Annotated in this window: 22 protein-coding genes and 1 pseudogene; 9 read left to right on the top strand and 14 right to left on the bottom strand. The window is 59.3% G+C overall.

The genetic code is table 11. The features are described from left to right. Positions 1-44: 44 nt before the first annotated feature. Positions 45-926, bottom strand: coding sequence for a flagellin (locus ASF70_RS08915; protein WP_062453801.1), 882 nt, complete (start codon positions 924-926; stop codon positions 45-47). 585 nt (positions 927-1,511) lie between these two features. Here ASF70_RS08915 and ASF70_RS08910 point away from each other — a divergent pair. Next, positions 1,512-2,390, top strand: coding sequence for a flagellin (locus ASF70_RS08910; protein WP_062579100.1), 879 nt, complete (start codon positions 1,512-1,514; stop codon positions 2,388-2,390). A gap of 278 nt (positions 2,391-2,668) precedes the next feature. Beyond that, on the top strand, positions 2,669-3,544 hold the full coding sequence (locus ASF70_RS08905; RefSeq protein ID WP_062579099.1) for a flagellin: 876 nt from the start codon (positions 2,669-2,671) through the stop codon (positions 3,542-3,544). Between the two features lie 105 nt (positions 3,545-3,649). Here the strand turns inward: ASF70_RS08905 and fliP are convergent, their stop codons facing one another. The 10 genes from fliP to flgB form a co-directional block, all read right to left on the bottom strand. After that, complete coding sequence (gene fliP / locus ASF70_RS08900; protein ID WP_062453804.1) at positions 3,650-4,387, bottom strand: flagellar type III secretion system pore protein FliP; 738 nt, start codon at positions 4,385-4,387, stop codon at positions 3,650-3,652. Next, positions 4,384-4,890, bottom strand: coding sequence for a flagellar basal body-associated FliL family protein (locus ASF70_RS08895; protein ID WP_062453805.1), 507 nt, complete (start codon positions 4,888-4,890; stop codon positions 4,384-4,386). The genes fliP and ASF70_RS08895 overlap by 4 nt, the downstream gene beginning before the upstream one ends. 46 nt (positions 4,891-4,936) lie before the next feature. Beyond that, the gene (gene flgH / locus ASF70_RS08890) at positions 4,937-5,659 is read right to left on the bottom strand and encodes a flagellar basal body L-ring protein FlgH (RefSeq protein ID WP_062453806.1); all 723 of its coding nucleotides are present in this window, start codon (positions 5,657-5,659) and stop codon (positions 4,937-4,939) included. Next, on the bottom strand, positions 5,656-6,213 hold the full coding sequence (locus tag ASF70_RS08885) for a MotE family protein (RefSeq protein WP_062579097.1): 558 nt from the start codon (positions 6,211-6,213) through the stop codon (positions 5,656-5,658). The genes flgH and ASF70_RS08885 overlap by 4 nt, the downstream gene beginning before the upstream one ends. After that, on the bottom strand, positions 6,210-7,328 hold the full coding sequence (locus ASF70_RS08880; protein WP_062453808.1) for a flagellar basal body P-ring protein FlgI: 1,119 nt from the start codon (positions 7,326-7,328) through the stop codon (positions 6,210-6,212). Before ASF70_RS08880 ends, ASF70_RS08885 begins: the two co-directional genes overlap by 4 nt. Beyond that, entirely contained in the window at positions 7,325-7,777 is a 453-nt protein-coding gene (gene flgA, locus ASF70_RS08875; RefSeq protein WP_244473995.1) for a flagellar basal body P-ring formation chaperone FlgA, read from the bottom strand. The genes ASF70_RS08880 and flgA overlap by 4 nt, the downstream gene beginning before the upstream one ends. 84 nt (positions 7,778-7,861) lie before the next feature. Next, positions 7,862-8,650, bottom strand: a complete 789-nt coding sequence (gene flgG / locus ASF70_RS08870; protein ID WP_062453809.1) for a flagellar basal-body rod protein FlgG — start codon at positions 8,648-8,650, stop codon at positions 7,862-7,864. 17 nt (positions 8,651-8,667) lie between these two features. After that, positions 8,668-9,006 carry a flagellar hook-basal body complex protein FliE gene (locus ASF70_RS24725; RefSeq protein ID WP_062453810.1) on the bottom strand — a complete coding sequence of 113 codons (339 nt, stop codon included), beginning with the start codon at positions 9,004-9,006 and terminating at the stop codon, positions 8,668-8,670. Positions 9,007-9,008: 2 nt separating this feature from the next. Next, a complete protein-coding gene (flgC, locus tag ASF70_RS08860) occupies positions 9,009-9,422 on the bottom strand; it encodes a flagellar basal body rod protein FlgC (RefSeq protein ID WP_062453811.1) in 414 nt (137 codons plus the stop codon). A gap of 5 nt (positions 9,423-9,427) precedes the next feature. Continuing rightward, the gene (gene flgB, locus ASF70_RS08855; RefSeq protein WP_062453812.1) at positions 9,428-9,817 is read right to left on the bottom strand and encodes a flagellar basal body rod protein FlgB; all 390 of its coding nucleotides are present in this window, start codon (positions 9,815-9,817) and stop codon (positions 9,428-9,430) included. Between the two features lie 297 nt (positions 9,818-10,114). Between flgB and ASF70_RS08850 the strand changes: the two genes are divergently transcribed. Beyond that, complete coding sequence (locus tag ASF70_RS08850) at positions 10,115-11,080, top strand: flagellin (protein ID WP_062579095.1); 966 nt, start codon at positions 10,115-10,117, stop codon at positions 11,078-11,080. A gap of 143 nt (positions 11,081-11,223) precedes the next feature. On the opposite strand, the gene ASF70_RS08845 is transcribed toward ASF70_RS08850, so the two are convergent. The 3 genes from ASF70_RS08845 to flgF are packed head-to-tail and all read right to left on the bottom strand — an operon-like array spanning position 11,224 to position 13,926. Beyond that, positions 11,224-11,769, bottom strand: a complete 546-nt coding sequence (locus tag ASF70_RS08845; protein ID WP_062579093.1) for a hypothetical protein — start codon at positions 11,767-11,769, stop codon at positions 11,224-11,226. A gap of 12 nt (positions 11,770-11,781) precedes the next feature. After that, positions 11,782-13,173 carry a flagellar protein export ATPase FliI gene (fliI, locus tag ASF70_RS08840; protein ID WP_062579091.1) on the bottom strand — a complete coding sequence of 464 codons (1,392 nt, stop codon included), beginning with the start codon at positions 13,171-13,173 and terminating at the stop codon, positions 11,782-11,784. 18 nt (positions 13,174-13,191) lie between these two features. Next, positions 13,192-13,926 carry a flagellar basal-body rod protein FlgF gene (gene flgF, locus ASF70_RS08835; RefSeq protein WP_062453816.1) on the bottom strand — a complete coding sequence of 245 codons (735 nt, stop codon included), beginning with the start codon at positions 13,924-13,926 and terminating at the stop codon, positions 13,192-13,194. 205 nt (positions 13,927-14,131) lie between these two features. Between flgF and motA the strand changes: the two genes are divergently transcribed. The 6 genes and pseudogenes from motA to ASF70_RS24180 all read left to right on the top strand — a co-directional run. After that, a complete protein-coding gene (gene motA, locus ASF70_RS08830; RefSeq protein WP_062453817.1) occupies positions 14,132-15,004 on the top strand; it encodes a flagellar motor stator protein MotA in 873 nt (290 codons plus the stop codon). 2 nt (positions 15,005-15,006) lie between these two features. Beyond that, positions 15,007-15,945, top strand: a complete 939-nt coding sequence (locus ASF70_RS08825; protein ID WP_062579089.1) for a FliM/FliN family flagellar motor switch protein — start codon at positions 15,007-15,009, stop codon at positions 15,943-15,945. Positions 15,946-16,000: 55 nt separating this feature from the next. Continuing rightward, positions 16,001-16,597: a flagellar motor switch protein FliN gene (gene fliN / locus ASF70_RS08820; RefSeq protein ID WP_062453819.1), complete on the top strand. Its 597-nt coding sequence runs from the start codon at positions 16,001-16,003 to the stop codon at positions 16,595-16,597. Between the two features lie 28 nt (positions 16,598-16,625). Then, the gene (fliG, locus tag ASF70_RS08815) at positions 16,626-17,663 is read left to right on the top strand and encodes a flagellar motor switch protein FliG (RefSeq protein WP_062453820.1); all 1,038 of its coding nucleotides are present in this window, start codon (positions 16,626-16,628) and stop codon (positions 17,661-17,663) included. A gap of 225 nt (positions 17,664-17,888) precedes the next feature. After that, complete coding sequence (gene glf, locus ASF70_RS08810) at positions 17,889-19,040, top strand: UDP-galactopyranose mutase (protein WP_062579087.1); 1,152 nt, start codon at positions 17,889-17,891, stop codon at positions 19,038-19,040. 659 nt (positions 19,041-19,699) lie between these two features. Further along, positions 19,700-20,846 (top strand): annotated as a pseudogene (locus ASF70_RS24180) (hypothetical protein); the annotation flags it as partial.

Raw genomic sequence — 20,846 nt, 5'->3', positions numbered from 1 at the left:
CGCTCGAAAGCGCGGCCGGCATAATTTCGCTGGTATGTTCAATCTTACTGCTGGAAGAGCGTAAGAATGTTCTCGGAGCTGGAGTTTGCAATCGACAGCGACTGGACGGCCAGCTGCTGCTGCGTCTGCAGAGCAGACAGTCTGGCAGACTCTTCTTCCATGTCGGCATCGACGAGGCGGCTGATGCCTTCTTCGATCGCATCCGTCAGAGTCCCGGCATAGCTGGTCTGAAGGTCGATACGGGTGGTCAGCGCGCCGAGGGCAGCACCAGCATCCGTGAGGCTGGAGAGAGCCAGTTCGACATTGTCGAGATATTCTGCGAGTTCTGTGTCCGTGGTGTCGGCCGTCAGCGCAATGTCCATGACATCGCCGAGGAGACCGCCCGAGCCGACGCCGTCAGTGATAACTTCGAACATGGCGTTGGTTGAAACGTCATAGGATGCCGTCGTGACTTCGACCGTACCGTCGTCGTTGCGGATAAAGCCGTCGACGACCGATTCTGGCTCGGCGCCGTCTTCTGCAACCATCCAGTTCTCACCGCTGAACGAAGCACCTTGGGCGATCGAGGACAGCTGTTCCTGCAGCTTGGTGATTTCAAGCTGGATCTGTGCCTTGTCGGTCGAATTTTCGTTCGCGGTGACGATCTTCGACTTGATTTCGTTGACGACGTCGATAGCGCTTTCCATGGCGGCGTAGGCCGTATCGACCTTTGCAGCACCAACTCCCAGAGCGTCGGTCGCAGCCACCAAAGCGTCCTTGTCGGAACCCATCGTGGTCGAGATCGACCAGTAGGCAACGTTGTCGGAGGCCTCGGATACGCGATAGCCCGAGGATACACGGCTCTGCGCCTGCTCCAGGCTATCGTTGATACCCCTCAACGTCTGAAGTGCAGAGTTTGCGGCGTTGTTGGTCAAGATGCTGGTCATTAAAACTGCCCCTTATGGCATTGGATGGGAGGGCATCCCGGGTGTTCCGGTAACGACGATCAGCTTCATGCCTGCCGCGCCCTTGCATTCGGCTCGCCGTTGCGATGGACACAGAAAATCATCTTATGGTTAATGGAGGGTTAAAGCGGGAACAAAAGTTAACGCGGGCTGGAACATTTTTAGCTTTCGCGAACGAAGATTAATGGGCGGTAGGTTTTAGGGTACCCTGAATGACTGCCTCCACGGTCTGCTCGCAGGATAGAGGTGGAAAGGATCCCATCGTTGCACCGCAGCTGCAACGCGGCTCCGACGCCGCAGCGCGTTCCACCTTCGGACAGCCTTCTGAACCAACCTGCAATGGCATGAATTTGCTTTTGTTTTGAAGTCATTAACCACGCTGGAAGCTGTTTTAGCAATGCCACCAGATTTAATACCTTGGCAAGGAATGGCTGCGAAATTGCAGCCTAGATGACGGGCTTGGATCCGGTAAGGAACAAGAGGCATGAAGCCGGGCCGTCATTTGCCGGTGACACTACCGAACCCGGTATGTCCTCCTTTTTTGTATAGAGTCCAAGGGGACAATCCATGACTAGCATCAACTTTAATTCTTCTGCTTCGTCCGCTCTTCAGACACTGAGCACCATCAACAAGAGCCTGGAGCAGACGCAGAACAGCGTTTCGACCGGCTACAAGGTGAGCAAGGCTTCGGACAACGTTGCCTACTGGTCGATCTCGACCACGATGAATTCCGACAAGGGCGCCCTCAACGCTGCTTCCGACGCTCTGGGCGTTGGCGCTGCCAAGGTTGATACCGCCTATGCCGCCATGGAAAGCGCCATCGACGTCGTCAACGAAATCAAGGCTAAGCTTGTTACCGCTTCGGAAAGCTCGACCGACAAGGCTCAGATCCAGCTCGAAGTCGGCAAGCTGAAAGAACAGCTGTCCTCGATCGCCGAAGGCGCTTCGTTCAGCGGTGAAAACTGGATCGTCCAGGGCGACCAGACAACTGCAAGCGTTGTCGACGGCTTCGTTCGCGACTCCGAAGGTGCGGTCAAGGTTACGACGGCAACCTACGACATCACCAACAATGCATTGTTCGAGTCTGTTGACGCCGGCGTCGGCGCGGGCGGCATCCTCGGCGACCTGATGGAAACCGCAGACCTCACGGACGCGACGACGGACGCGGAAATCGCGACCTACCTCGAAACCGTTGAAACGGCTCTTTCCAGCATGACGATCGCTGGCGGCGCACTTGGTGCTCTGACCACCCGTATCGACCTGCAGTCGGAATATTCCGGCCAGCTTTCTGACGCGATCGAAGAAGGCGTAAGCCGCCTGGTCGACGCCGACATGGAAGAAGAATCTGCCAAGCTGTCTGCCCTGCAGACCCAGCAGCAGCTCGCCATCCAGTCGCTGTCGATCGCGAACTCCTCTTCGCAGAACGTGCTCTCGCTGTTCCAGTAAGAAGACCAGCCTTCACGTCTGGTTTGTTCAAGGAAAGCCCCGGGTCATCCCCGGGGCTTTTTTCGTACCTTCGATCCGGCCATGGTAAAGAAAGATCTTTTTTCTCGTCAAAGACCGTCTACCTTCGGACTTCATTAACGTTAATGCTGTTATCTAAGCTCATCTAAGCGGCGGGCCGGAATGAGTGAGTATTTTCCGACTGGCATGATGCACTCAGGCCGCTTTCCGGTGCTTCCGGAATGTCCCCTCTTTTTTGTTTTGCCTAGGGGTTTAGTAACATGACGAGTATCCTTACCAACAGCGCAGCCAATGCTGCACTCCAGACGCTCAGCAGCATCAACAAGGGCCTGGAAGACACTCAGGACCGCGTTTCTTCCGGCTACAAGGTCAGCAAAGCATCGGACAACGTTGCTTACTGGTCGATCTCCACCACAATGAATTCCGACCAGAAGGCGCTCAATGCCGCTACCGACGCACTTGGCGTTGGCGCTGCAAAGGTCGACACGGCCTACGCCGCGATGGAAAGTGCCATCGACGTCGTCAACGAGATCAAGTCCAAGCTCGTTACGGCAACGGAAACCTCGACCGACAAGGAACAGATCCAGCTCGAAATCGACAAGCTGCAGGAACAGCTGTCGTCGATCGCGCAGGGTGCATCCTTCAGCGGCGAGAACTGGATGGTCACCGGCGACCAGACCGACGGTACGGTCGTAGACGGCTTCGTCCGCAGTGACGACGGCACCGTCAAGGTAACGTCCGCCACCTACAGCATCTCCACCTTTGCACTGTTCGACGACGTTACCGGCAGCGTCGGCACCGACGGCATCCTCGGCGAGGTCATGGACATCGATCTGTCCACGATCGCTGACGAAACTGAAATCGCGGCGATGCTCACCACGGTTGAAGATGCTCTCGCCACGATGACCATCGGCGGCGCCGCTCTCGGTGCTCTGACTACACGTATCGATCTCCAGACGGACTATTCCAACCAGCTTTCGGACGCCATCGATGAGGGCATCAGCCGTCTCGTAGACGCCGACATGGAAGAAGAGTCTGCCAAGCTGTCTGCCCTGCAGACGCAGCAGCAGCTCGCTGTCCAGTCGCTGTCGATCGCGAATTCCAGCTCGGAAAACATCCTCACGCTCTTCCAGTAAGACGCGTTTGGTTCAACATACGAAAGAAAGGCCGCGCTCAATGCGCGGCCTTTCTTCGTCACGTTGTTTGGGAATAAAACTTCGCCTTGGAGAAGGCGCCGTGCCTTACGAGAACGATCTCACCAGCGAGCCGACGAGAAGGTTCCAGCCGTCGATAAGGACGAAGAAAAGGATCTTGAACGGCAGCGAGATCGAGGTTGGCGGCAGCATCATCATGCCCATCGCCATCGTGATGCTGGCAACGATCATGTCGATGACAAGGAACGGCAGGACGATGAGAAAGCCGATTTCGAAGCCGCGGCGGATTTCCGACAGCATGAATGCCGGGATCAGCACGCGGTAGTCCGTCTGCGCGCCGAGCGTGACCGTCTGGCCGCGTTCCCGGGCGATGTCGACGAACAGCGCCACATCCTTGTCGCGGACGTTGGCAATCATGAATTCGCGGAACGGCTGCGCGATGCGCTGTATCGCTTCGGCCTCGTTGATCTGGTTCTGCAAAAGCGGCTGTGCGCCATCCTGCCAGGCACGGTCCATTGTCGGCGCCATGACGTAGAAGGTCATGAACAACGCCATGCTGGTCAGGATCATGTTGGACGGTGTGGTCGAAAGGCCCATGCCGGACCGCAGGATCGAGAACGCGATAATGAAGCGCGGGAAGCTCGTCACCATGATCAGGATGCCGGGCGCGATGGATAGAACCGTCAGCAGGCCGAAGGTGCGGATGATCCAGGCGGAGACCGAGCCGTCGACCGGCAGGTTCAGCATGTCCAGGGCAGACTGTTGCGCATTCGCCGCGTCGGGTAACGCAGCGAAGAGAGCAAGAACGGCTAAAAAACGAATCATTCGATGATGAAAGTCCTGAACACCAGATCAGCAACCTTGCCCTGAGACCTCAGCTTGGCGCGTTCCTTCAGGTCATCTCGGAGATAACCGAAGCCGCGTGGCCCCTGAATTTGCTGCAGCGACAAGGTCCGCATATAGGCGAGTATATCTTCCTGAATGGAAGCCGCCACCGCTTCATCGATGTTTTCACCGAATATTAACGAAACCTCGAGGCGGACCATGCTGTCCGAAGGATAGGCGAGGTTGGCAATGATCGGCTCCAGCGGCCGGACGTGGCTCACACCGGCAGCGGCGCCGTGTTCCCCTCCCCCGGCAGGAGCCGCGGCTGCGCCATGACCGGCGGCAGGTGCCTCCTCCACGACCGGCGACGGGACGATCATCTTGCCGACAACCCAGCCTCCGCCCACGCCGACGACCGTCAGTCCCAGTACGGCCGCCGCAGTCATCACCAGGGAAGACTTTTTCTTCGCTGGTTGATCCGCCGTGAGGCTGGCGTCGGTCATGGTGGCTAAACTCCGCTAGTAGTGAGGGACATCAAATTGCGCCCGGTCAGATCGGCGAGAAGATGTCGCTGATCTGCTGGCCGACCGGCGGCTGCTGGACTTCCATCAGGCGACCGCGGCCGCCGTAGGAAATGCGGGCTTCGGCAATCTTCTCATAGGATATCGTGTTCTCCGCATTGACGTCTTGGGGCCGCACGATGCCGGCAACGTTGAGGATGCGGATCTCATGGTTGACGCGCACTTCCTGCGAGCCGCTGATGATGAGATTTCCGTTTTCGAGAACGCCGGTGACGACCGCGGCCACGAGAAGCGTCAGCTTCTCGGCGCGGCTGATGGAGCCCTTGCCGTTCGACTGGCTGTCGGAATCAAAGCCCGCCGTCGAATCTGCCTCCGGCTTCCAGCCAAGGATTTCCGCGGCGGCCTGCCAGTTGGTGGTCTTGGAATTCTTGCGGCTGCGATCCGTCTCGTTGTCAAAGCTCGCCTTGTCGTTCATCGAGATATTGACCGTCAGGATGTCGCCGACGTTCAGCGCGCGGGCATCCTTGAACAGGGCGCCCTGGCTGTCGCTCCACAGCGAGAAGCCGCTCGCCATGTGGCGCGGCTGCTTCGGATACATCGACATCTGCTGCGTCTGGCCATATTGCAGGCCGCTGCCGATCGGGCTCATGGCCGGCGCATTGCCGATTTCCTTGATGGTCGTCATCTGCCCGTTCTGACATCCGGCGATCAGCGATGTCATCGCAAGAAGAGCCGTGAGTTGCTTTTTCATGACGGGTCCTTGGAGGTATTGGGGTCTGCGGCGCTCGCCATGATCATTGCGACCATGGCAGCCTTCTGGGCGTCCATTTCGGCAAGGATCAGTCCCGATTGCCGCGGTGGCAGCTGCATGATGATGGCGGCTGCAATGTTGATGTTCATCTGGTCGAACTGCGGCGCGACTTCGTCAGCCTTTGCCGTCTTGTAGATTTCGACCAGACTGGCCTTGGCGCTGGCCAGGAACGCGTTGCGTTTCTTCAGCCAGTCCTGATATTCGGCGCGCCGATTTTCGAGCTCGGTGATGCGCGTGTTGATGTCGCCCTGCAGCTTTTCTAGTTCCTGCTTCTGCAGGAGATAACGCTGGTCGCGGGCCGAATCGACGATGTTGCCGCAGAACTGCTGGACTTCCTGCTGGCTGCCTCCGGCTTCCTGCGCGGCGCCAAGAAGTTGCGGCTGCTGCTGCGCGCGGGCGCCCGGTAGGAGGCAGAGCGAGAGAGCGGCGGCGATCAGATAGACCGAGCTGCGAGTGGCGAGAACCGGGAACCTGCCTGAAACTGTGTTGGTCATTGCAGAACGAGCTCCGCTTGCAGGGCTCCGGCAGACTTTATCGCCTGGAGGATCGAGATGATGCCGTCCGGCTTGACGCCGATATTGTTCAGGCCGGCGACCAACGTCTTCAGATCAGGTCCGTCGATGACGGCAATCGGTCCGCCGGTCTTTTCGGCCATGATATCGGTCTGCGGCTGCACCGCCGTTTCGCCCCTTGAGAACGGTTCGGGCTGGATGACCTGCGGCGTCTCCGTGACCTGAACAGTCAACGTGCCGTAGCTGACCGCAACCCGGGCGACCCGGACATCGGCGCCGATGACGATCGTACCGGTGCGCTCGTTGATCACCACGCGTGCGGGGGCGTCGGTCTGGACCACGAGATTTTCGATGTCGCCCATCAGGCGGGTCAGGTCGGCTGAGCGCGGTTTCTGGACAACCACTTCCTGGCTGTCGCGCGCTTCGGCGATCGGATCGCCAAAGGTGCGGCGGGCATAGGCGTTGACGACATCGGCGATACGAACCGATGTCGAGAAATCCGGGTTGCGAAGCTGGAGCACCAGATTGACCGAATCCTTGAACTTGGACGGAAGCTCGCGCTCGATGATCGCTCCCGACGGCACACGACCGGCTGTGGTGACGCCTTCGGTCAGTGTCGCAGCAGCACCCTGTGCATTGAAGCCGGAGACGATCACCGACCCTTGCGCGACGGCATAGATCTGTCCGTCGGCGCCGGTGAGCGATGTCATGATCAGCGTGCCGCCGCGCAACGAGGTGGCGTCGCCGAGCGAGCTGACATTGACGTCGATGCGGCTGCCCGGGCTCGCAAACGAGGGAAGATTGGCGGTGACCATGACCGCAGCAATGTTCTTGGCGCTGGACTGACCGCCCTGCGTCGAGATGCCGAGGTTCTGCAGCATGGCGCGCAGCGACTGATCGGTGAACGGAGACGAACGCAGGCTGTCGCCGGTTCCCTGCAGACCCACGACCAGGCCATAGCCGATCAACTGGTTCTCGCGACCGGACTGCAGCGAAGCGATATCCTTGATGCGGGACGACGTGGCCGTGGCATCGGTGACGGGCAGCATCGTGATGACCGCGATCGCCGCAATCATCAGTTTCCGGACCATACTCATTTCTGAACCACCTCGACGCTGCCGTCCGCCATCACCGTGCCGTTGACCATGACGCCCGTATCGAGGTTCCTGACCTTGATGACCTCGCCTGTCATCGCATCGTCCATGGGCGCGCCGCGGGCGGCGATGACCATGCGCTGCGACGAGAAGGTAAGCCTAACACTTGTGCCGCGCTTGACCGTGAAAGGATCGCGGAGAACGTTCAAAGGAATGGTGCGGCCGGCAAGCAGCGTCTTGCGCGTGACCTTGCCGACCACCTGATCCAGCGAACTGGCATAGCCCGGCGCGATATTCGGATTGGTGACGGCTACCTCGCTGACGAACGCTTCGCCGATCGTATCGCCCGGATAGATCGTGGTGCTGGGCACGACGGCATTGCGCGGCTCCGCGAATGCCGCCCCCGGCAGGATGAGCGCGCTCAAAAGCGCCCCGGCCAGCCAGGTCTTCATTCCGGTTTTCCAGCTGCTTGCCCGACCGGTTTTCCGGACGTTCTCTTGCCAAAGCATCATGCTCGGTCCGCCTTCTATCTTCCGCTACTTGAGGTTCTGGCTGACGATCTGCGCCATCTCGTCGGCGGTGGTGATCACCTTCGAGTTCATTTCATACGCACGCTGAGCGGAGATCAGATCGGTGATCTCCTTGACTGAATCGACGTTGGAGTTCTCGAGATAGCCCTGCTTGAGGTAGCCGAAGCCAGTCTCCTGCGGGTTGGCGACGACCGGCTGCCCGGATGCCGCCGTTTCAGAAAACAGGTTGTCGCCCAAAGGCTTCAGACCGGCATCGTTGACGAAGTTGGTCAGAGTGATCTGGCCGAGTTCCGTCGGGGTCGTCGATGTCCCGATCGTCGCATTGACGATCCCGTCTTCGCTGACGCTGACCGACGTCGCGTCAGTCGGAATGGTGATTTGCGGGATGACACCGTAACCGTCGGCAGTCACCAGTCTTCCGTTGGCATCCTTGTTGAAGGACCCGGCGCGGGTGTAGAGGGTCTCACCGTTGGTGCCTTCGACCATGAACCAACCACGCCCGACGATCGCCATGTCAAGATCGTTGCTCGTCTGGGTGATTTCGCCCTGGATGTGGAGCTTGCGGACGGACTGCGTCTGAACACCGAGACCGATATTGGCACCTTCCGGCACAGCGGACTGATCGGCGCGGTTGGCGACGCCCGAAGCGCGCTCGGTCTGATAGAGAAGGTCGGTAAACTCGGCACGCGACCGCTTGAAGCCGGTCGTGTTGATGTTGGCGATGTTGTTTGCGATGACTTCGAGATTGGTCTGCTGCGCATCCATGCCGGTGGCGGCAATTGCTAGTGCTCTCATGGTCTCTGCTCCAGTCTCTAGATCTGCATCTTGGTGATGTCGAGGTAGGCGGACACGATCTTGTCGCGGAACGCCGTCGCAGTCTTCAGCGCCTGTTCGGCCTGGAGAACGGCATCGACCACTTCACGCGTGTTCGCCTTGCCCTGGATGCCGGCAAACGATGCAGTTTCACCGCCCTTGACGGCGTTGATCGCGTCTGTTGCCATGCTGCCCAGGACATCACCGAAGCCCGGTCCTGCAACGGCCGTCGTTGCCGCGTTGACCGCGGTGCCGAGAACATTTGCTGCCGTATTGTCGCCGGAGACGCCGTCGGTCTGCTTTGTGAACAGGCCGAGGCCCTCAATAGGATTGATCATCTTTAACCTTTCAAGAGATCGATGGTCGCCGAGATCAGATCACGGGACTGGCGAATGCTCTGGAGATTTGCCTCGTAGCTGCGGTTTGCTTCACGCAGGTCTGCCATTTCGATCAGCATGTTGACGTTCGGCATCTTGACGACGCCGTTTGCGTCCGCTGCCGGATTGCTGGGGTCGAGTTCTTCAACGAAGTCACCCTTGTCGACACCGATCTTCTGGACGCCGACGGTCCTGACCCCTGTTGCCCGGTCGAGTTCGGCGCCGAACGTCACCGTCTTGCGGCGATAGGGATCGGCACCCGGCGTATCGCCGGTGGTGCGGGCGTTGGCGATGTTTTCCGACACGATGCGGAGTCTGGTCGCTTCCGCTTCCATGCCGCTGCCAGAAATCTTGAGGGCTGCTGATAAAGGATCCATTGGGCTCACTTGCCGACTGCGGTCAACATCATGTTGTGGAACGCCTTCACCAGCTGCGTATTCAGCTCGTACTGGCGCTTGATCTCCCCGCTCTTGGAGAGTTCGCTGGCAACAGCAACCGTGTTGCCCGACTCCTGATTGCCGATCTCGTTGTTGAGATCTTCGTCCCTGACGTCGACATTGTCCGAGCCGAGGCCGACGCTGGCGAAATGGGCCGAATTGGTGCGCGCCATCGGGATGTTCGAGGCGTCGAGTACCGATTGGAACGGCGTCACGTCCTGTGCCCGGTATTGCGGTGTATTCGCGTTGGCGATGTTGGTGCTGACGACTTGTTGCCGGATCGACAGCCACTCCGCCTGCCTGGAGGCAAGCTCAAACAATTGGATCTGTTGCATCACGTCTTCTCCGTCTTCTCGACAAAGGAGTAAGATTAGAAACTTGCGTGGGACTTGTGCTGATGCCCGCAGACCCGCGGCGAACCCGGCATCCAAGATGAATCCTGCGTGGGTGCGGACCCGTTGCACGAGGTTTTGCGGGTCGACCGTTGAGGCCTAATTAACTTTCTGTTAAACATAAGCTTACAAATTGCTGCAAAAGCGATGGGCCTGCGTCTTCGACCAGGCGGGCATGAAGCCATTCGATCGCAGCCAGATGTTTTGGCAAAATCCCTTAGTTTTCAAGGATCATGCCTGATGTCCGACGCTATCTCCGTCAGCTATATCCAGAGTGCGTTGCAGACTCTGCTGTTCACCAGTGATTCGCTGGAAGAGGCACAGAAGCGTACCTCCAGCGGCTACAAGATCAATTCCCCGGCGGATAATGCGAGCTACTGGTCGGTCGCAAATTCGATGACGTCGGACACGAAAATTCTGAGCAGCGTGAACGATGCGCTCGGTCTTGGCGCCGCAAAGGTCGATGCCGCCTATTCCGCTGTCGAATCGTCGATCGATATTGCCGACCAGATCGTGGCCAACCTGACCACCGCCAAGGAAGACGGTGTCGACCAGAGCGCCGTCAACGCCACAATCAGCGATCTCAAGGCCAGCCTCTCGTCACTGATCAAATCCGCATCGTTCGGGAGTGACAACTGGCTTTACAACTCGTCGGAGGCCGACGCTGGCGCGAAGACCGTTCCGGCCTATTTCCAGCGCAGTGTGTCGGGTTCAGTATCGCTGTCCTACGCGACATTCGATGCAACAAATTCCACGCTGATCGATACCGGCGATGCAAACCGCGGGCTTCTTACGAGCTCGATCGATCCGAGTACTCTTGCCTCGAACGGAACCGGCTCGGGCAAACAGTATTATCTGCTGGACGCAGGGTCGGAGATCGCCACGGATGGTTCCCCGATCGAACTGACCGACGAGACGACGTCCGAAGACATCGACGACATGATCAACGTCATGAACTACATTCAGCAGAAGCTGACGACGCTCGGTTCAACGCTTGGGACGATGTCGAACCGGATCGACACCCAGTCGAGCTTCGTTTCGAGCCTGGCGGACGTGTTTGACAAGAGCATCTCGCACCTCATCGATGCGGACATGGAGGCGGAGTCGACCAAGGTCAGCGCCTATCAGGCCCAGCAGGAGCTTTCGTCCCAAATCCTCGGCATGGCCAATACCCATCTGCAGAGCCTCGCGACCCTCTTTAGGTAAGGCGGCCCTCTTCAGCGCCACGGCTCTGAAATTATCGCAATAAAAAGCCTCGGACGCCGGTGAACTCACCCCATCAAAGCTGGATACAGCTTTGATGGGCAGCGTACGGACGTGCCGAAGCTTTTTGTTGTGCTGCCAGTTTCTTACTGGGCGCTTTCGTACATTTCTCCGGTGGAGGTGACGATCACCCATTTGCCGTTCTTCTGGGTAAGCGCGGCCAGGCGGCTGTTGTCCGGCAGGACCGAACCGGTCTGAACAATGTACATTCCCCGATCGTCCTCGATCATCGCGCGTCCGTTGGCGACGTGAAGAAGACGGAAGCTGGAGCGTCCCGGGAACGGCTGCTGAGTGCCCGTGTCCTCGCCCTTCGCATCGGCCGAGCCCGCCTTGGGAACTGTTGCCGTTACAAGCAGGTCGGTCGGGTCCTCGGGCGGTCTGCGGGCCACCGACATCGGCGGTACTTCGACCACGTCGCGCTGACGGAAGCTGCGCAGGTCGCGCAGTTGCTCCCAACCGGAAACGTTGACGCCGAACTTATCTTCGTTGAGGAATACGTACCACGGGAACATGGCGGCGGCGACGGCGAGCAACAACGTGCCGCCCTTCAGCGTGATGTCTGCCGCCGTGGTCTTTTCGTCCGACTTCTTCTTGAAGCGTTTTGCCAGTTTCTGCCGTTGCGTGAATTTCATCCCCAATCCTCATCAACCCCTCTTGAGAGCCGGCATCTGGCCCTGGGCCGCGACATTGCGCAGCGCGATGGCCAGCTCCGCGTAGGCGTCGGCAACGCGCTTGTCGCCGGGCGTCTGCTTCAGCACTTCATAGATCGCGGGCACCTGCCTCACCGCCATGTCGAGATCGGCATCTGTCCCTTGCCGGTAGCCGCCGATCAGGCGCAGATCGCGGGTTTCCTCGAAGCGATGCATCAGCGTTTTCAACCGCATGACCAGTTTCTCCTGGTCGGGCGTCCAGGCCTTTCGGGCGAGACGCGAGATCGACGACAGGGGATTGATCGGCGGGTAGCGACCTTCGTCGGCGAGACCGCGCTCCAGCACAATGTGCCCGTCGAGAATGCCGCGGGCGGAGTCGGAGACCGGATCGTTGTGGTTATCGCCGTCGACGAGGACGGAAATGATGGCGGTGATCGTGCCGCTGTCTTCGAGGCCCGGCCCTGCCCGTTCCAGCATTTTGGGCAGTTCGGTAAACACCGAAGCCGGATAGCCGCGCGAAATCGGCAACTCGCCGCCGGCGATCGCGACTTCACGCACCGCATGCGCAAAGCGCGTCACGCTGTCTGCGATGAACAGCACGTTTTCGCCCTTGTCGCGAAAGTGCTCGGCAATGGTCATGGCGATCAGCGGCGCCATTTTGCGCAGCATCGGGCTTTCATCGCTCGTGGCCACCACGGCGATGGATTTCTTCATGTTCTCGCCCATCGTGTCTTCGATGAATTCGCGCACCTCGCGGCCGCGTTCCCCGACGAGGGCAATCACGACGCGGTCGAACGCATCGGCGCCGGCCATCATCGACAGGAGCGTCGACTTGCCGACGCCGGAGCCTGCGAAAATGCCGAGACGCTGGCCGAAGCAGAGCGGCGTGAAGATATCGATCGCCTTGACGCCGGTACGGAAACCTTCCTCGACACGGCGGCGGGACATGGATGGCGGCGCGGTACTCATGATCGACCGCGCCACGTCGCCCTGCACGAGCGGGCCGCGGTCGTCGATCGGCCGGCACAGCGCATCAATGGCGCGCCCACACCAGCTGTCATGCGGGGATACCTTGAACTCACCGATGCGCAGAACACTGTCACGGATGCCGATCGGCTCGCCCGGTTCGATCGGGCAGATATGAACCTGGTCGGACTCGACCTTGATCACCTGGCCGAGATGCGTACCAACACTGCTGCAATGCTCGACGAAGTCGCCCAGCCTGACATGTTTCGAAAGGCCGCTGACGGTGTAATAGGTCGCGGAAATTGCGGTGACCACGCCGCCCGGTGCAAACGCAAAGGCCGGCCCGGTGTGGCGCCCAACGAGGGCTGCCAAGAGATCGAGCTTGTTTGCCGGGCCGTGAACTGTCTGACTTGCGGTCATGAGGGATCGTTTTCCGGCTTACTGGCTACCGCCCAAGGTCTTGATGGCCTCGGTGAAGCTGCTGTCTGTGGAGCTGAGAAGCGAGGAAATGCTTTCAAAATTGCGGCTGATCGAAATCAGCTCGGTCATCTGGCCGATGCCGTTGACGTTCGACTGCTCGATAAAGCCCTGCATGACGCCGACGTCGCTGTTGTCGACGACCGGCTGTGCCGGTGACGACGGCAGGACGCCGCTGTTTTCATAGCGCAGATAGCCCTTGGAGAGATCGGCCTGGAAGAGACCCAGCGAAGCGACAATCCTGCCGTCCTGCATGATGCGGCCATCGGTGCCGACTGAGGGCGGGCCGCCGTTGCGGTCGAGCTGGATGGCGCCACCGCCGGCATCGAGAACCGGATAGCCCCGGATTGACTGGAGTTCGCCCGTGTCTGCCATGGTGAAGCGTCCGTCACGGGTCAGGACCTGGCCCGCCGGCGTATCGATCGCCATCCATGCGTCACCCTTGACCGCAAAGTCGAGAGGGTTGCCGGTCTGCTGCAGTTCTCCCGATCTCGTGGAGAGGTAGTCGTTGCCCTGCGACACGAAGGAGACCGACGCGGAGATGTTGTTGTCGATCTTGGCGAGCATCTGGTCGAACTTCACTTCGGTCGCCCGGAAGCCGACGGTGTTCATGTTGGCCATGTTGTCCGCGACGGTCGTCAACCGCCGCTCAAGCGCCATTTGGGCCGACAGGCCAACATAAATACCAGATTGCATCGATGGATCTCCTGAGATGAAGCGGCTCCTACCATCGAGGAATCGCCGAGCGGCCTGAACCGGCCTTCGTGCGCATTCAAACAGGGGTTGCTTGTGTGAAGCTGATCGAAAGTGCGAAACGGCGGAGAGGCTGCGATAGCCAGCTTCACGCAAGGCTACCCGCCTAGATGTTCCGCTGCATTAATGACGGCGGATACACATCAAAATGATGATCATTGTGGGTTTCATAATCACTATTGGCTGCGTGCTTGGTGGCTTCATGGCCATGGGCGGCCATCTCAATGTTCTGTTCCAGCCTTTCGAGCTGGTGATCATCGGCGGCGCAGGCCTGGGCGGTTTTATCATGGCCAACCCGATCAAGGTCGTGAAAGACAGCGGCAAGGCACTGGGTGAAGCCTTCAAGTTCGCGGTTCCCAAGGAGCGCGAATATCTCGACATCCTCGGCGTTCTCTACGCACTGATGCGCGACCTCAGAACCAAGCCGCGCAACGAGATCGAAGCGCATATCGACAACCCGCAGGAATCGTCGATCTTCCAGACGGCTCCGACGGTTCTGAAAAACAAGCAGCTGACCGTGTTCATCTGCGACTATGTTCGCCTGATCATCATCGGCAACGCCCGCAGCCACGAGATCGAGGCGCTGATGGACGAAGAGCTGGAGACAATGCTGTCGGACAAGCTCAAGCCCTATCATGCGATTACCGCAATGGGAGACTCCTTCCCGGCCATCGGTATCGTCGCCGCCGTTCTCGGTGTCATCAAGGCCATGGGCAAGATCAACGAGTCGCCTGAGGTCCTCGGCGGACTGATCGGCGCCGCACTGGTCGGCACCATGCTCGGTATCATTCTCTCCTACTGCGTTTGCAATCCGCTGACCTCGCAGATCAAGGTCGTCCGCACAAAGCAGCATCGCCTCTACACGATCGTCAAGCAGACGCTCATCGCCTACATGAACGGCTCCGTACCGCAGGTCGCTCTCGAATACGGTCGCAAGACCATCGGCAACGGCGATCGTCCTTCGATCGACGCCGTCGAGCAGGAGATGATGAACCCCGGTGGTGAGAGCAAGGCGGCCTAACGATGAACAATCCGTCGAGCGAAGTCACTAAGCCGATTGACCCGATCGTCCTTGCGCGGCTGACAGGCAGCCTGGGTGACGTGAAGACGATTGCCCATTGCTGCAGCGATGTTGCAGCCCTGCAATGCCAGCTTCTCGGCGATGTCGTCCAGGAGGAAATGCAGCTCGACATCGGCGTCGAATATGCCGGCCACGTCTCCGGTCTGCGCTCTCAGGTCATCGCGGGGCTTGGCGCGGGTTACACGCTTGTCAGCGCCAGTCAGCGCAACTGGTGTACCCATTTCGTGATCGCCACCCGGAACAGCCTGCCGATCGCCATGATCGCGCAGCTGCTCGGCGATACCGACCAGCCTTCTGACGACACGCGCACGTTGACGTCTATCGAGGGCGATATCGCATCGCTGCTCGTTTCGCGGATCGCGGGCGTGCTTCGCCTCGGCCTCGGCCCCAAGGGGGAGTTCGAGCCGGTGCTGTCGCCATGCTATCCGATCACCGACTACGCCCGGCAATCGCTGGAGATCCCCGACTGTTTCGCAGCCGCGGTCCGGCTTCAGGTCAAGCTTGGATCGCTGACGGGGGAGGTCGTGATCGTCATTCCGCAAAGCGTGTTGCTGAAGACGACGATCACCCGTCCTTCCGGACAACTGGCAAACAGTCTTCCGGCGCCGGCCGACGCCGTTGCCGATCACGTGCTGCGCTCGCAGATCGATCTTTGCGCGCGCATCAAGCTCACGCCGCTCAAGCTTGGCTCAATTGCCAGATTGAAGCCTGGTGATACCATACCGTTCGAAGACATCGGCGACATTGGGGTCGATATGGATGCGAACGGGAAACTGATCTACCGCTGCGAGTTCGGCCGGTCCGGCGACAGCTATTCCGTAAAGATAAAATCCAACGTCTCTCCAGACGGCAATATACTCAAAAAAATTCTCGATAATTGACGCGGCGCTTCCGCGCCCGGCAGCTTCAGACAAGTTTCGATGTGGATAATAGATCATGGCTAGAAAAACGACCGTCAAAAACGAACTGACTGAAGATCCGATCGCCTCGAGCAGCCTGGATCTGGAACACGCGATCGACGACCTGCGTGGCGCATTGAAGGCGGACGAGGACGGCACGCTGCTGTCGGCCGATCCGTTCGCGTCACCGGCCTCCGATTTCGGCAGCGACAGCTTCGGTTCGACGGATTTCGGAACGAGCGACTTTGGCTCGACCGATTTCGGCGGCAGCGACTTTGGTGGTGGCGACCTTGGCAAGTCCGACTTCGGAGCCAGCAGCTTTGGTGGTGGCGCAAGTGCGATGCCGAGCTTCGGATCCGACACGCATGGTGAAAGCCTCGAGGCCAATCATGACCTCATCTTGGACATTCCGATCGATGTCCAGATCGTGCTCGGTTCAAGCCGCATGCCGGTCAAGGGTCTGATGAGCCTCAAGGAAGGCACGACGATCACGCTCGACAAGAAAATCGGCGAGCCGGTCGATATCACCGTGAACGGTCGCCTGATCGCCCGCGGCGAAATCACGCTTCTCGAAGACGACGATACACGCTTCGGCGTAAAGCTCACTGAATTGTCAGGAGCTCCCAAGAGCTAAAATGAATTTAGCGTTTTAGGACAAGCCCATGATGGACTTCGATACCTTTAGTGACAACCTGCCCGGCCAGCCGCTTTCTCAGGCAGAGAAAGCGGCTGCGGTTCTGCTCGCAATGGGAACGGGCGTTGCAGGTAAGCTGCTGAAGTATTTTACCCAAGCCGAACTGCAGACAATCATTGCCTCCGCGCAGAGCCTGCGCGCCATTCCGCCAGACGAACTGACCACTCTCGTCAACGAGTTCGAAGACCTGTTCACCGAGGGAACAGGTTTGATGGACAACGCCATGGCGATGGAAAAGATTCTCGACGAAGGCCTAACGCCGGAAGAGGTCGACGGACTGCTGGGAAGACGCACCGCGTTCCAGACCTACGAGGACAGTCTCTGGGACCGTCTTCAGGACGCCGATCCGGTTTTCATCTGCAAGTATCTCGGCCGCGAACATCCGCAGACGATCGCCTACATCCTTTCGATGCTGCCTTCCGCCTTTGGTGCGAAGATCCTGGTCGAACTGCCGGAAAGCCTGCGTGCCGACATCATGAAGCGTGCGGTGAACCTGAAGAACGTCAATCCGCAGGCGGTGCAGATCATCGAAAAGCGGATCGCCGATCTCGTCAACGAAATCGATGCCGAGCGGAACTCGACCGGCCCGGTCAAGGTCGCAGACCTGATGAACCAGCTCGAAAAGCCGCAGGTCGATTCCCTGCTCGAATCACTGGAACAGGTCAGCCAGGAAGCAGCCCAGAAGGTTCGGCCGAAGATCTTCCTGTTCGAAGATCTCATGGTCATGCCGCAGCGCAGCCGTGTCATCCTGCTCAACGATATCGCGGGCGACATCCTGACGATGGCGCTGAAAGGTTCGTCGGCACCGATGCGCGAATCCGTGCTCGTCTGCCTCAGCCCACGCCAGCGCCGCATGGTCGAATCGGATCTTGCCGCCGGCGGTACGATCAACCCGCGCGAAGTGGCGCTTGCCCGCCGCGCGATCTCGCAGGAAGCGATCCGGCTTGCCAATTCCGGCCAGATCGAACTCAAGGAAAAAGAAGCACCGGCAAGCGAAGCGGCCTGATCGCCTCCGCTGCCGGACGCATCCAACACCGAAATGCCCGCCTCGTGCGGGCATTTTGTTATCCTTCGCCATCTCGGATGCGGTCAAGCATAGCCGGGACACGATGGAAACTATGCTCGCAGCGCCGCGAATCGGTTAAGGCTTTCGCGCTCGCCGAGCTGGACGAGTATGGGGAGATGTCGCGCTTTCGTGGGCCGACATGCTGAATGCCACTGGGAGAGATCGATGTCGAATAAGCGCATATTGCTGGTCGGAGCCGGATTGTCGGGCGCCGTCATCGCCAGGAAACTTGCGGAGGCCGGTCATTCCGCTGTCGTTCTCGACGAGCGCGCCCACATCGCCGGCAACTGTTTTACCGAGCGTGACAGCGATACGGGCGTGATGGTGCATGTCTACGGACCGCACATCTTTCATACGGACGATGAGCCGGTCTGGGATTATGTCAACCGGTTCCAGACCTTCATGCCCTATGTCAACCGCGTGAAGACGACCAGTGGCGGGCGCGTGTTCCTGCTGCCGATCAACCTGCACACGATCAACCAGTTCTTCGGCAAGACGCTGCGACCCGACGAGGCAAGACAGTTTATTGCGTCGCTGGCCGATACGTCCATCGGTGAGCCGAAGACGTTCGAAGAGCAGGCTTTGAAATTCGTCGGCCGTGATCTCTATGAGGCGTTCCTGAAGGGCTACACGGTCAAGCAATGGGGCTGCGAGCCAAGCCAGCTGCCGGCCAGCATTTTGAAGCGTCTGCCCGTCCGTTTCAACTATGACGACAACTACTTCTTCCATCGTTTTCAGGGCATGCCTGAGAACGGCTATACGGAAATGGTCGAACGCATTCTCAATCACGAGCGCATCGAGGTCAGGCTCGGGACCCGTTTCACCCGGCCAGATGCCGCGTCATTCGACCATGTCTTCTATTCGGGACCGCTTGACGGTTACTTCGACTTCGAACTGGGTCGGCTAGGCTATCGGACGCTGGATTTCGATCGATTCAGCTACAACGGCGACTACCAGGGCTGCGCCGTGATGAACTACGGCGATCTCGACATTCCCTATACCCGCATTACCGAGCACAAGCATTTCTCGCCTTGGGAAACCCATGAGAAGAGCATCTGCTACCGGGAATATTCGCGCGCCTGCGGACCAAGCGACATCCCCTACTATCCGGTCCGCATGGCCGACGAAAAGGCCCTGCTCGAGCGCTATGTCGAGCTGGCCCGGACGCAGCAGAACGTGACATTCGTCGGCAGGCTCGGCACCTATCGCTACCTCGACATGGACGTGACGATCCGCGAGGCCCTGGACACGGGGGACGCCTATATCAACGCCCTGCAGGGGAAAGGCGCGCTCGGGGCGTTTTTCGTTAATCCGTAGAGCCGATGTAACAGTGGCATAGTCTGCAAGAAGGGTTGCCCGGATTTGCGGGAAACGGATGGCTGCACCGGAATTGGTGAAAATGGCCGCGCTATACTTTGTCGCGTCGACAATATCTTGCGGTTCGATTGCGCGATGCTGTTCGTCGCTGACGAAAAGACCGCCAATTCAGTGGAACTTTAGGTCGCTGCTTCCTGCGACAGTGAACCGGCAAATCAGGTTCCGTTGAGTTCTTGCCGGGCGTAGTAAACTCCTGAAGTCTCGCTCGGCATTAACCCAAAATTAAGCGGTACTCCATTACATCTTTAGTGATCGCGAAAGTTCAAACACAGGTCCCATTCCCCCATGCGTCAGACGCAACGCGGGGAGGCTTTGTATGGAATCTTTCTCGGCCACCGGCGTAGGGGGTCAGAGCTGTCGAACAGCTCTGGAAGCATGATGCCCTTCCAATACGCAGGCTCGCAGGAGCCATGTCTCACTTGATATTGTTTCGTCCGTCATGAGGTCCGAGTTGTGGTCGCTGAGTGCGCCCGGCTACGTGGGCATGATTGCCGGCAGGCGCCTTTGCGCGCCTGGGTCGCTGTAGGAACTGTTCGTTCATTACGCAGCCAGGGACAGGGGAATGCGTACGTGATCAACCAACTCCGAGGGCGCACATAATGACTTCTATCGTATCATCTCTAAGCGTAAACCAGATCAAGGCGATGTCCACGACGACGATTGCGTCGCTGAGCACGGATGACGTCGCCGCTCTGAGCTCCACTCAGATCGCAGCACTTTCATCGTCGCAGATCGCTGCGATCGAAACCGGCGACTTCGAGGTCATGTCGTCCGCACAGATCAGCGCCATCTCGGCCGCTGCGGTGCTGGGCATGTCGACCGACCAGCTTGGTGTCCTTTCGACCGGCAATGTGCAGGGTCTGTCGACCTCGCAGCTCGCCGCGATGTACTCCACCCAGATCGAAGCTCTCGATGCCGATCAGGTAACCGCGCTCAGCAGCACGCAGATCGCGGCTCTCGGCTCCGCGTCGCTCGCCGTGATGTCGACGGATGAACTTGCGAGCTTCACGACCGACGAAATTGCCGCCATCAGCACCAAGGCTATCGTCGCTCTCGACGCCGACGATTTCGCTGCATTCGGCAGCAACGTGTCGGCCCTCACCTCCAAGCAGGTCTCGGCGCTCAGCACGGACCAGATCGCACTTTTTAGCACCACCACGATCGCTGCATTCGGTTCCGACCAGGTCGCTGCGCTGACATCCAGCCAGATCGGCGTTATGTCGACCGCCGCGATCGCCGCAATCGCGACCGACACCATCTCCTCGCTGACGTCCAAGCAGCTCTCCGCGATGTCCTCCGACCAGATCGCCGCACTTGATCTCGACCGGACCACCGCGCTGACCAGCTCTCAGATCTCCGGCCTCGGCTCCGACGCAATCGGCGCAATGACGACGGACGAAATCGCAGCCTTCACGACCGACGAACTCGCCGCTATCAGCACCAAGGCCATTGCAGGCCTTTCCACTGACGACTTGACCGCTCTCGGCACCAACGTCACCTCCTTGACGTCCAAGCAGATCTCGGCACTGTCGACCGCCCAGATCGCATCGCTGAGCACCGACGTCATCGCCGGACTCGGCAGCAGCCAGATCGGCGCGCTGACATCCACTCAGGTCGCAGTTCTGTCCACCGCCGCTATCGCCGCAATCGCGACAGACAACATCGCCGCCCTGACCTCCAAGCAGCTCTCGGCCATGTCGACAGACCAGGTTGCAGCTCTGGATGTCGACCAGGTGACGGCTCTCT

Origin of the sequence: Rhizobium sp. Leaf321 (assembly GCF_001423215.1) — a bacterium.
In the GTDB taxonomy this organism is placed as follows: domain Bacteria; phylum Pseudomonadota; class Alphaproteobacteria; order Rhizobiales; family Rhizobiaceae; genus Neorhizobium; species Neorhizobium soli.
Note: the sequence above shows the minus strand (reverse complement) of the source record. Positions and strands in the feature narration are given on the sequence as shown.

Coding starts and splice junctions, on each gene's coding strand:
- ASF70_RS08915 (WP_062453801.1), bottom strand. CDS start 926: ATGACCAGCATCTTGACCAACAACGCCGCAAACTCTGCACTTCAGACG.
- ASF70_RS08910 (WP_062579100.1), top strand. CDS start 1,512: ATGACTAGCATCAACTTTAATTCTTCTGCTTCGTCCGCTCTTCAGACA.
- ASF70_RS08905 (WP_062579099.1), top strand. CDS start 2,669: ATGACGAGTATCCTTACCAACAGCGCAGCCAATGCTGCACTCCAGACG.
- fliP (WP_062453804.1), bottom strand. CDS start 4,387: ATGATTCGTTTTTTAGCCGTTCTTGCTCTCTTCGCTGCGTTACCCGAC.
- ASF70_RS08895 (WP_062453805.1), bottom strand. CDS start 4,890: ATGACCGACGCCAGCCTCACGGCGGATCAACCAGCGAAGAAAAAGTCT.
- flgH (WP_062453806.1), bottom strand. CDS start 5,659: ATGAAAAAGCAACTCACGGCTCTTCTTGCGATGACATCGCTGATCGCC.
- ASF70_RS08885 (WP_062579097.1), bottom strand. CDS start 6,213: ATGACCAACACAGTTTCAGGCAGGTTCCCGGTTCTCGCCACTCGCAGC.
- ASF70_RS08880 (WP_062453808.1), bottom strand. CDS start 7,328: ATGAGTATGGTCCGGAAACTGATGATTGCGGCGATCGCGGTCATCACG.
- flgA (WP_244473995.1), bottom strand. CDS start 7,777: ATGAAGACCTGGCTGGCCGGGGCGCTTTTGAGCGCGCTCATCCTGCCG.
- flgG (WP_062453809.1), bottom strand. CDS start 8,650: ATGAGAGCACTAGCAATTGCCGCCACCGGCATGGATGCGCAGCAGACC.
- ASF70_RS24725 (WP_062453810.1), bottom strand. CDS start 9,006: ATGATCAATCCTATTGAGGGCCTCGGCCTGTTCACAAAGCAGACCGAC.
- flgC (WP_062453811.1), bottom strand. CDS start 9,422: ATGGATCCTTTATCAGCAGCCCTCAAGATTTCTGGCAGCGGCATGGAA.
- flgB (WP_062453812.1), bottom strand. CDS start 9,817: ATGCAACAGATCCAATTGTTTGAGCTTGCCTCCAGGCAGGCGGAGTGG.
- ASF70_RS08850 (WP_062579095.1), top strand. CDS start 10,115: ATGTCCGACGCTATCTCCGTCAGCTATATCCAGAGTGCGTTGCAGACT.
- ASF70_RS08845 (WP_062579093.1), bottom strand. CDS start 11,769: ATGAAATTCACGCAACGGCAGAAACTGGCAAAACGCTTCAAGAAGAAG.
- fliI (WP_062579091.1), bottom strand. CDS start 13,173: ATGACCGCAAGTCAGACAGTTCACGGCCCGGCAAACAAGCTCGATCTC.
- flgF (WP_062453816.1), bottom strand. CDS start 13,926: ATGCAATCTGGTATTTATGTTGGCCTGTCGGCCCAAATGGCGCTTGAG.
- motA (WP_062453817.1), top strand. CDS start 14,132: ATGATGATCATTGTGGGTTTCATAATCACTATTGGCTGCGTGCTTGGT.
- ASF70_RS08825 (WP_062579089.1), top strand. CDS start 15,007: ATGAACAATCCGTCGAGCGAAGTCACTAAGCCGATTGACCCGATCGTC.
- fliN (WP_062453819.1), top strand. CDS start 16,001: ATGGCTAGAAAAACGACCGTCAAAAACGAACTGACTGAAGATCCGATC.
- fliG (WP_062453820.1), top strand. CDS start 16,626: ATGATGGACTTCGATACCTTTAGTGACAACCTGCCCGGCCAGCCGCTT.
- glf (WP_062579087.1), top strand. CDS start 17,889: ATGTCGAATAAGCGCATATTGCTGGTCGGAGCCGGATTGTCGGGCGCC.